This is a genomic window from Gluconacetobacter entanii (genome assembly GCF_013155425.1).
In the GTDB taxonomy this organism is placed as follows: Bacteria; Pseudomonadota; Alphaproteobacteria; order Acetobacterales; family Acetobacteraceae; genus Novacetimonas; species Novacetimonas entanii.
Genome location: NZ_JABJWD010000126.1, coordinates 1 through 9,553 on the forward strand (window position 1 = coordinate 1; position 9,553 = coordinate 9,553).

Sequence of the window (9,553 nt, forward strand, 5' to 3'; positions counted from 1 at the left end):
GAGGCACGCTTTTATGCACAACAGAAATCACATGCATTAGCCGCTTAAATCAGATAAAAAACGTCTCCACAAAACCCGGGGCAATTCAATTGCGACCTTCCGCCGGACGAACCGGACAGCCATTGAAGCTGCATTTGCGCAGGTCCTGCTTCTGGCGCGCGAGACGGGTCTGCTGCGTCTGGGCGTGGTGTCGATCGACGGCACGAAAATCGATGCTGACGCATCGAAATACCGTTCGGTGCGCTACGACCGGATCAGGGCGCTGCGCGAACAGCTGGCTGTGGATATCGCGAAACTGATGGACCAGGCGGAGCATGCGGACGTCACAGACAGAGATCCGCAGGCATTGCCGGAAGAGCTTGCCCGGCGGGAAACGCTGAAAGCGAAGCTGGACGAAGCCTGCGCCCGGCTGGAAGCTGATGCGAAGGCGCAGGCTGAAACGGCGCGACCGGCCTACGAGAAGAAGAAAGCCGCTTATGATGCGAAAACAGGGCGTCGCGGCCGGGCGCCCAAACCGCCCGATGATGAACCACCACCCGACCGACAGATCAGTCTGACCGATCCCGACAGCCGCCTCATGCGGCGTTCGGACGCCCACGAGTTCCGGCAGGCTTACAATGCCCAGGCCGTGGTGTGCGCCGAAGGCAGCCAGTTGATCGTGACAACCGACGTTGTCGCCACATCAGCGGATGCGCCGTCCTTTGCCGACACGGTGCTGTCGATGGAAGACACAATCGGTCTCCCAAAGACAGTGCTCGCCGATACCGGTTACGCCAGCGGGCAGGCGGTCCGGAAACTGCGGGAAAAGGGCATTGATCCGCTGGTCGCCATTGGACGGCCCTGTGCCCGCAGACCTTACGACTTCCGACCCCGGCCCGCAGAAAGGGAGCCACGCCGGATAACCGAACCCTGGCGGCTTGCCATGAAGGACAGGCTGGAAACTACAGAAGCCGGAGATCTTTACAGACGACGAAAACAGACCGTGGAGCCGGTCTTTGGAATTATCAAAAGCATCATGGGCTTCAGAAAATTCAGCCTGCGTGGCCTTGCAAAAGTCACGACCGAATGGACACTCGTTGCTCTCGCATACAACTGTAAAAGAATGGCGCGGCTTCAGGCAGCATAAGCCAGGTCAGCCTTGGCGTTATCAGCCGCAAAATGCCCAACCCGACAGGCTGCTAGAAGGAAAATATATTGATTTTCCGCGATCATCGCCATGATGGTTAACGAATATCAACAAAACCCCTGTAATTTCCGTCCGCAACACCGCCACAAAAAATAAATACAAATATAAATAATAAAATTATTCATGAAAAAGAATCTGCATTTCGTGCCCCCTTGACGAGGCAAGCATCTCTTCCAATCTTGCTTTCGCCGGACGCCATCGGGTCCGGCATAGGCTCTGTGAGCCAGACAACTGGAGTCCATGTTGCTTTAATCGGAGGATGTGGATGTCGACACTGAAAGGACTTTATTCCCGCTATCGCCGCTCCCTGCGCACAGCCGCCCGGAGATGGCGCAACCGACTGGAGGGAGGCGTATCATGGTAACGCGCCCCCTTTTTGGAGACGATCCGCTCGCTCCGCGTGTCTTCTCCGTGCTCTGCCGCCTCGGTCATGACGGACGTGGCGTGACGCTAACGTCTCTGGTGGCCCATACCGGTATACCGGGGATCAGACTTCGCTCCACGCTGGAACGCCTGGTCCAGGCGGGCGCGGTCGCCCCTGCCGGGTGTGATCCCCTGGCGTCTGATCTCGCGTTCCGTCTCCCCCTACGGGCAAGAGCCGCACCGCCAGTTTCGATCGCCGCGTAAGGCACCGACCGCGCCGGGTAGATCAGAACGCCTTCTCCGAGCGGAAATGCCATCTTCCCTGGAACGACCGCAGGAATGAGAGGGTGGAGCGGGGCCTTCCAGCGGAGGTCCCGCGTTTCTGAAGATGACGTCAAAAGCAGCGAGAACAGGGAGATGTCGAGTTTTATCCATTTTCTCAACCTGAAGGCGCTTCAGCACTATTGGAATAACCATCCCCCCGTGCCCCGTTCACTCGGGACAATGCGGCCAGTTTGGTCGCATTCCGCGGGAGAGACGGAGCGAGCGGAACGGACGGCCAAGCAACCTCGGCGCCTTCGGCAGAGGGAGAGACCACACGTCGCTGTCGGTCTCGTCCTCATGCTGCTGGTCGGAATGGCCTCGCCGGCATCGGCTCATGCGCCGCATGATGTGCTGTCGTGCGAGACAGAAAAGCAGCCGGTGAACATTCCATCCATGCCACTGGCCCGCGCCATTGAGATATTAGGCCGCCAGTCAGGGTGCCCGATCCTTGTCGACCCGATCCTTATAGACGGTCGGACCTCCGCAGCCGTCAAGGGCGCCTATACGCCTCAGGCCGCTCTCCTGCATCTGTTCGGGTCCGTGCATGTCGACGTCACCGCCACTGTTTCGGGCTTGAGCGTCAGCCCTCTGGATGCGACGGCTCTGACATCGGGCGACACGCGCGCCAGCCTGAGGACTGCATCATGACTCTTCACACGGACAGGCCGAACAGAATTATGTCGCTTCCGACCGTTCGGATCGGTACAGAGCTGGCGGTCCTGCTGGCCGACTATCTCGGCGACCAGGAAAAAAACCAGGGATATGACGGCCTCATGCGTCGGGCGGCCGACCACCGGATTTACGATCGGGTTTCTCGCTGGAGAACCGCGTCAGACCCGGAAGCGACGACCGTCGCCGTGGTCCGAAAACTCCTGCCTGTCGCCGACCGCACGCACATGGCCAAGGCCTTGGGCTGGTCGTTGGGAGACCTCGAAAACCAGCTGACATCGGCCTTGCCAAAGGCCGTGCGAGACCATGCCAGAACATTGTCCTGTCGTCTGCCACGCTGGCACCGGCTCTGACCCGGATGTGCGCCGGAAGGGCCACGAGCCCTTCCGGAGACTGATTCAATCCGCATGGGGGTTCGCATCCACATCCGAGGGATCAAGCGGTTCGACCAGTCCTTCCTTGTCCGGATCAATTGGTGGCTCCTCTTCGTCCGGCGCCGGACGCGGGCGCTGTTCCTTCTCCCGAGAAGGAAGCGGAGGCGGTTCGAACGGGCGGTGAGCGCCCATGATCCGTAACGTGTCCTGCATGGGGACATTCTCCATCGCTAAAAGAAAAACGAGACCCAGGACGTGGGAACTATAACTCAATTAATAGATGGGAAAACGGCTATGGAAGACCTCTCCATGAAACGTTCCTGGCAGAGCAGGGACTGGTCCCGCTTCATCAAGCTGTTCAGGGGCCTGACATTCTACGAGCGTTTTGAACAGGCGATCATTCTGACCCTGATTGCGCTCATCATGCTGGTCACCGCCATCGCGACGATTCATCTGATCGGCGCGGTATGGCATCTGGTCGTCGATGTCGGAATCGATCCGATCAACCAGACGATCTTCCAGGCGATTTTTGGCGCGATCTTTACTGTTATCATCGCTCTTGAGTTCAAACACTCCCTGCTGGTCGTTCTTGCCCAGCATGAGAACGTCATCCGGGTGCGGACCATCGTCCTGATCGCCCTCCTGGCGATTGCCCGCAAATTCATCCTGCTGGATCTGCATGATGTGACTGCCATGGAACTGTTCGCTCTCTCGGCGGCTGTTCTGGCGCTGGGCGTCGTCTATTGGCTGGTCCGCGAGCAGGATGCGCGTGTCGCGCGCGATGCCAAGGAACAGGCGCATCTCGAAGATAATCCTGCGGCCGGCTGTGAGCCTGAACGGTCTTCATCCTGAAGAATCGAGGTAAAGGCGGTCTATAACGCCGCCTTTACTCAATCCCCACTACGTCCCGTGCGATGAGGACGTCTTCTTCGCCGTCTCTGACCCTGACGGTGCCAGATGATCTGTGTCGATGGGCCGGAACGGCGGAATGGGTTGTCCGGGATAATAGACCGGCCCCTTGTAGTTCTGATCCAACTGGCTTGCGTTTAAGCTGTCGACCAGCATATCACCTGTGCCGTCTTCGTAATGAGTGCGAGCCCCGGTTTTGGGGATTGTGGACGTTCCCTCAGTCGCCCTCGCATCGAACGATGTTGCAGCCGTCCGGACAATATCACCAGCATGTGCGACCGACTGGCTCAGTAGAGACAAGCCCAGAGCAGCGCACGACAGAGATATTTTCATCCTCTTCATGCTCATGACCTTTCGAGATTCTTCCCCGGTCGGATGAATGGCCGGGGAAGAGTTTTCGTCACGCCATCAGGCTGCCTCTTTCCGCGCCTCGATCTGGGGCACGGCTTCCTCCGCACGTGTTGTAGAGGAGGTAATCGCGATACGACGCGGCTTCATCGCTTCGGGTATCTCACGTTTCAGGGTAATGGACAGAAGTCCGTTCTCGAAGTGCGCATCGGTGACTTTCATATGCTCGGCCAGATCGAAGCGGCGTTCGAATTCTCTGCCCGCAATACCCCGATGGAGATATTCGGCGGCGCTTTGCGGCTCTTGCGCCTTTCGTCCTGTCACGACAAGAGTATTACGCTCCTGTGTGATCGTAAGATCATTCTCGGCAAGTCCGGCAACCGCCATGTCGATCCGGTAATCATCCTCACCGGTCTTGACGATATCGTAAGGCGGCCAGTTATCGACCGTCGGAATCCGGCTGGCGAGATCAAGGGCATTGAGCATTCTGTCAAAACCCACGCTCGAACGGAACAGGGGAGCAAAATCAACGGTGGCTCTCATAGCCATATCCTCCTTTGAGCAACATGGACACAAGATCAAAACTGATAGTTCTGTCTGCCGACCCCTTCGGCGGCCGGCAAATTCAATCTGGGAACTCCGTGCATGGTGTCAAGAGGCATCAAAAATGCAGAAAGGCTGGTTTGGGCTTCCTCTATCGTTCGCGTTTTCATTGCCTGCGCGTCTTCGCGAGTGAGACGGACCCATGCCCGTTTCACGAGCATCGTGCTATAAAGCATCGTCGCGTGTTCAGAGTGGACCAGGAGAATGCCTGATAGCGTCAGATGGAAGTTGCGGGCCGCGGCTTTCGCCGCGACCATGCTGAGTGCCGCTCCGGCGGAGGCCAGGCCGTGGATTTATGCTGGACCTCCAGTTGTCGTTCCACCACCAGTCGTGGTCGCGCCGCCACCTCCGCCTGTCGTGATTGCACCGCCTCCCCTCACGATCATTCGCCCCCCACCACCGGTGCCACCCTACGAAATGGTGCCATTGCCACGCCGAGGCTATGTCTGGGAGCCGGGCCGCTGGTTCTGGACTCCGCGCGGCTACATCTGGCGGAGAGGCTGGTGGCGGCGCTGGTGAACTCTGCCGTCTATGATGCCGCGAAGACCCGTTGAACTCTTGCATGCTTTCCGTGATAAAGAGCCTCGCGTAACGGAGGGGAACCTCTACCAACGCGAGCGACCACATCGCGTGCAAGTTGGGCCACGCCCAGCACGGCGCTCGGCTCACCTGGTCTCCAGGCGGCGTTTTGGGGCAGAAAAACCAAGGGGCTTACCTGCCCCGTCACGATCCGGCCCGATGGTAAAAGCAGGTGTAGCAACGCCGTGAATTACGCGGCGCTCAACTGACGATTCCGTGCTTCTGACGCCTCACCTCATTCACAAAACCCTCAGAATAATTAATAGTTATTCATCATATCACCGAATGTTCTGCTTTTGTCGTCCGCCGGATTACGCCCGGATACGCCAGAGTACGCACACGCCGACAATTGCCGACACCAGTACTATTGTCCCACCTCAAAAGTACAATGTGCTCGCCTTGAAGTATTCGTTTTTTATGCCCCATGATCTGGTTCTCTCCAGACGGAAAAGGCAGGACGATGACGGACAAGGATCGCACGGCGACGACTGGGCCGATCGCGCCGGCCAATGATAATAACCCGTCGGGAACCGCATCCGATCCGGCGATGAAAGCGCGGATGGACGAACTGGTGTTCATCCTCGCCAGGATGCTTGGACGCCAGATCGCCCGCGAGGAATTCCAACGGCGGCTGGGTCAGATTGACACAGCCAACGACAACGATCCGTCAGACCGAAGTGCAGCAAGTCGGAAGGAACCAGATGAGTGACGCCTGTCCCATCCAGGGCACCCCTTCAGGCAGGCCGGGATCACCTGTTTTGCGCTTCCCATATTCGTACAAATGTATTACAATTGTCCTGCAATCAGGAGGAAGCCATGTCCGCCGTGACGTTCCGTGTCGATGACACCCTCAAGGCCGCCGCTGTCGCGAAGCTATCGGCGCAAGGCATGTCCCTGTCCGACGTGCTGCGCGATACCCTGGCCTATATCGCCGAGACCGGCCAGCCGCCGGTCAAGCGCCGCCTTGTGACCGACGAGGATGCAAGGCTGATCGAGATCGTCCGCGAACGCCTCGCCGATCCCGCGCCGCGTCATCGCATGACGCTGGCGGACTTGAAGGCCCGCCATCCGGATGACTGAATACGCGATCGAGTTCGACGATCGCGCTCTCCGCGAGTGGGATGGGTTGGACGGGAGCGTTCGCAAGAAATTCGAGAAGAAACTCGAAAAACTGGTCCTAAATCCGTATTCTCCTGGCAACGAACTACACGGCGATCTCGCGGGATTCTACAAGATCAAACTGCGCCAGGACGGCTACCGCCTCGTCTATCAGGTCGTGGAACAGCGGATCGTCATCTTCGTCATCGCGGTAGGACGCCGTGAGGACAACGAAATCTACACGACGGCAACCGGGCGCATCCCGGAGACGCCAGCCGACCGGATAAAACAGCCCAGCGGCAAAAGTCGCAAAAGGTAAAGCTTACGAAAAACCACCTGTGGGGAAAAGCCGCCATGACCCGTGTCGCACTCTATGCTCGCTATTCCTCGGACAACCAGCGGGCGGCTTCTATCGAGGACCAGTTCCGCCTCTGTGAAGAGCGCGCCGCGCGCGAGGGCTGGCAGGTGGTCGATTACTATCGCGACGCGGCCATCTCCGGGGCCAGCATGATCCTGCGTCCCGGCATCCAGACCCTGCTCCGCGACGCCCAGGCCGGGCAGTTCGACATCGTGCTCGCTGAAGCCCTCGATCGCGTGTCCCGCGACCAGGCCGACGTCGCCACCCTGTTCAAGCGCCTACAATTCGCCGGCGTCACTATTGTCACCCTGGCGGAGGGCGAAATCAGTGAGCTTCACGTCGGCCTCAAGGGCACGATGAACGCCCTGTTCCTCAAAGACTTGGCCCTGAAGACCCATCGCGGCCTGCGCGGCCGGGTCGAGGCGGGTAAATCCGGCGGCGGCCTGTGCTACGGCTATCGCGTCGTGCATCAGATGGACGTGCGAGGCGAACTGATCCGGGGCGACCGCGAGATTGACGACGCACAGGCGGAAATCGTCCGCCGCATCTTCCGTGAGTTCGCGTCCGGACGCAGCGCGCTTGCCATCGCCGGCCGCCTGAACGACGAAGGTATCCTCAGCCCCACGGGCGGCAAATGGAACAATACCACCCTACGGGGCAACGCCCTGCGTGGCACCGGCATTCTGAACAACGAGCTTTATATCGGCCGGCTGGTGTGGAACCGGTTGCGCTACCTGAAAGACCCGCAGACCGGCAAGCGCGTGTCCCGACTCAATCCGCAATCGGAGTGGATCGTCACCGAGGTGCCGGACCTACGGATCATGGATGATGATCTCTGGCAGGCCGTCCGTGCCCGGCAGGCGCTGATCGCTGAGAAGAGCGTGAACATCAGTGCCGGCATCCGGGCGTCGATCAACAAGCTCAATGGCCAGCGCCGTCCAAAATCGCTCCTGTCGGGGTTGGTGTTCTGTGGGGTATGCGGCGGTCCCTGCTCGATCCGGGGCGGCGACCGATTCGCCTGCTCCACCCACATGGACAACCGCTCCTGCACCAACAGGACCACGATCCGTCGCCCGGAACTGGAAGACCGCGTGCTGTCGGGTCTCAAGGACCGGCTGATGACGCCGGAAGCCGCCGCCGAGGCGATGCGCGCTTATGTGGAAGAAACCAATCGCGCCAACCACGAACGCCGCGCCAGCACGGCCGGCTGGCAGACGGAACTGACCAGGCTGCGCAAGGGGCTGAAACAGATGCTCCAGGTGATCGAGGATGGCGGCTATACGCGCGGCATGGTCGAGCGCATGCGCGAAATGGAGGCCCGTGAGGATGAACTGGTCGCTATGCTTGCCGCCCAGCCGCAGGACGTGCCCGATATCCATCCCAACGTCGCCGGGATCTTCAAAAACAAGGTCGAACGGCTGGCGGAAACCCTGAACCATCCCGAGGACCGTCAGGATGCCTCCGAGGCCATCCGCGCGCTGATCGAGAAGATCGTGCTCCATCCCGGCAAGGGCCGGGGCGAGATGCACGCCACGCTCCATGGCGAACTCGGAAACCTGCTGGATTTCGCCGCCTCACGCGGTCAGGGGACCAAAAACACGAACACTCCCGGAGCCAGGGCTCCGGGAGTGTCGGTATCGGGTATTGCGGGGACCCACAACCGAAGAAAACTGCGCTCTGCCAGTAATGAGCAGGCTACATTGGTTGCGGGGGCAGGATTGCTTCTCAGCTTGCGGCAACCGCAAGTTGAGAGCAAAGCGGGATTAATAGGCTGTTTTAATGAACTTTTTTCGGCACACGCATGACCTCTTACTGAATAAATGCCCCCTACCCTCATAAAGCGTAAAGCTTATGCATCCAGAGCTATGTCCGCTTCCGCCTCATCTCGGGCGTTCGATGACTAATCGTACGGTTCGTAAAGCAGACATATACCATTTCTTCGTATCACTTGATCCGCTGGTGCTATTTAACTTGATGAGTAGCACACCTCTGCCCCGGACAGGATTTTGTCCGGGACAGAAAGCAGCGTTTGCCTATCTTCAGGCAACGCGGATCAGCTTACGGTTGATGAACTCCTCAATACCGAGGAAGGACAGTTCGCGGCCAAAGCCCGAATTCTTGATCCCGCCAAAGGGCAGTTCAGGTGCTGCGGCCGTGGCCGTGTTGATGAACATCATGCCGGTTTCGACCGCTTCGGCCACCCGTTCCGCCCGGCCAAGGTCACGCGAGAACACGGAACCGCCAAGGCCATAGGGTGAGTCGTTGGCCAGTTCGATGGCCTCATGCTCGCTTGCTACCTTGTGCACGACGGCAACAGGGCCGAAAATCTCCTGATAGAAGACCGGATTGTCCTTTGACACGTTGGTCAGGATAGTCGGCTCCATGAAGAAGCCCTTGCGCTCCATCCGCTTGCCCCCGGCCACCAGCGTCGCCCCTGCCTTGACCGCTTCGTCGGTCTGCGCCAGTGCGGTGTCCAGCGCCTTCTTGCTGCTCATCGGGCCATGCGTGGTGCCCTCAGTCAGCGGGTCGCCGATGCGGAACTGCGTGATCGCTTTCTTCAGCCCCGCGAGGAAGGCGTCGTAGACCTTTTCATGCACGATCATCCGCTTGGCCGCCGTGCAGACCTGCCCGTTATTGGCGAACCGGCCCCATGTCGCCCATTTGACCGCCAGTTCAAGGTCCGCATCATCCAGCACGATGAAGGCATCGCTGCCGCCGAGTTCCATTGTGTCTTTCTTCAGC

Annotated in this window: 12 protein-coding genes and 1 pseudogene; 9 read left to right on the forward strand and 4 right to left on the reverse strand. The window is 59.3% G+C overall.

The genetic code is table 11. The annotated features are described in order from the left end of the window. Positions 1 to 82: 82 nt before the first annotated feature. The 3 genes and pseudogenes from HNH97_RS16545 to HNH97_RS16555 form a co-directional block, all read left to right on the forward strand. Positions 83 to 1,126: pseudogene (locus HNH97_RS16545) on the forward strand (transposase); the annotation flags it as partial. A gap of 1,044 nt (positions 1,127 to 2,170) precedes the next feature. Next, positions 2,171 to 2,521 carry a hypothetical protein gene (locus HNH97_RS18075; protein ID WP_231290145.1) on the forward strand — a complete coding sequence of 117 codons (351 nt, stop codon included), beginning with the start codon at positions 2,171 to 2,173 and terminating at the stop codon, positions 2,519 to 2,521. Positions 2,522 to 2,550: 29 nt separating this feature from the next. After that, complete coding sequence (locus tag HNH97_RS16555) at positions 2,551 to 2,895, forward strand: hypothetical protein (protein WP_239019534.1); 345 nt, start codon at positions 2,551 to 2,553, stop codon at positions 2,893 to 2,895. 45 nt (positions 2,896 to 2,940) lie between these two features. Here the strand turns inward: HNH97_RS16555 and HNH97_RS16560 are convergent, their stop codons facing one another. Then, on the reverse strand, positions 2,941 to 3,129 hold the full coding sequence (locus HNH97_RS16560; protein ID WP_010511790.1) for a hypothetical protein: 189 nt from the start codon (positions 3,127 to 3,129) through the stop codon (positions 2,941 to 2,943). Positions 3,130 to 3,210: 81 nt separating this feature from the next. Here HNH97_RS16560 and HNH97_RS16565 point away from each other — a divergent pair, with 81 nt between their 5' ends. Continuing rightward, positions 3,211 to 3,768 carry a phosphate-starvation-inducible PsiE family protein gene (locus HNH97_RS16565; RefSeq protein ID WP_029335933.1) on the forward strand — a complete coding sequence of 186 codons (558 nt, stop codon included), beginning with the start codon at positions 3,211 to 3,213 and terminating at the stop codon, positions 3,766 to 3,768. A gap of 465 nt (positions 3,769 to 4,233) precedes the next feature. Here HNH97_RS16565 and HNH97_RS16570 read toward each other — a convergent pair whose 3' ends face one another. Together HNH97_RS16570 and HNH97_RS16575 are read right to left on the reverse strand one after the other, a co-directional pair. Further along, the gene (locus HNH97_RS16570; protein WP_010511786.1) at positions 4,234 to 4,716 is read right to left on the reverse strand and encodes an Hsp20 family protein; all 483 of its coding nucleotides are present in this window, start codon (positions 4,714 to 4,716) and stop codon (positions 4,234 to 4,236) included. Positions 4,717 to 4,751: 35 nt separating this feature from the next. After that, positions 4,752 to 5,033, reverse strand: coding sequence for a hypothetical protein (locus tag HNH97_RS16575; protein ID WP_010511784.1), 282 nt, complete (start codon positions 5,031 to 5,033; stop codon positions 4,752 to 4,754). 160 nt (positions 5,034 to 5,193) lie between these two features. On the opposite strand from HNH97_RS16575, the gene HNH97_RS18445 reads away from it, so the two are divergent. From HNH97_RS18445 to HNH97_RS16600, 5 genes are all read left to right on the forward strand, one after another. After that, positions 5,194 to 5,295: a YXWGXW repeat-containing protein gene (locus HNH97_RS18445; protein ID WP_124296136.1), complete on the forward strand. Its 102-nt coding sequence runs from the start codon at positions 5,194 to 5,196 to the stop codon at positions 5,293 to 5,295. Between the two features lie 520 nt (positions 5,296 to 5,815). Next, positions 5,816 to 6,064, forward strand: coding sequence for a hypothetical protein (locus HNH97_RS16585; RefSeq protein WP_171791624.1), 249 nt, complete (start codon positions 5,816 to 5,818; stop codon positions 6,062 to 6,064). Between the two features lie 107 nt (positions 6,065 to 6,171). Beyond that, the gene (locus HNH97_RS16590; RefSeq protein WP_012553568.1) at positions 6,172 to 6,435 is read left to right on the forward strand and encodes a type II toxin-antitoxin system RelB/DinJ family antitoxin; all 264 of its coding nucleotides are present in this window, start codon (positions 6,172 to 6,174) and stop codon (positions 6,433 to 6,435) included. After that, on the forward strand, positions 6,428 to 6,772 hold the full coding sequence (locus HNH97_RS16595) for a type II toxin-antitoxin system RelE family toxin (protein ID WP_171791625.1): 345 nt from the start codon (positions 6,428 to 6,430) through the stop codon (positions 6,770 to 6,772). Before HNH97_RS16590 ends, HNH97_RS16595 begins: the two co-directional genes overlap by 8 nt. A 35-nt stretch (positions 6,773 to 6,807) precedes the next feature. Continuing rightward, positions 6,808 to 8,616, forward strand: a complete 1,809-nt coding sequence (locus tag HNH97_RS16600; RefSeq protein ID WP_171791626.1) for a recombinase family protein — start codon at positions 6,808 to 6,810, stop codon at positions 8,614 to 8,616. A gap of 234 nt (positions 8,617 to 8,850) precedes the next feature. On the opposite strand, the gene HNH97_RS16605 is transcribed toward HNH97_RS16600, so the two are convergent. After that, positions 8,851 to 9,553: aldehyde dehydrogenase family protein (locus HNH97_RS16605; protein WP_171791627.1), on the reverse strand; the 703-nt coding region annotated here is incomplete at its 5' end.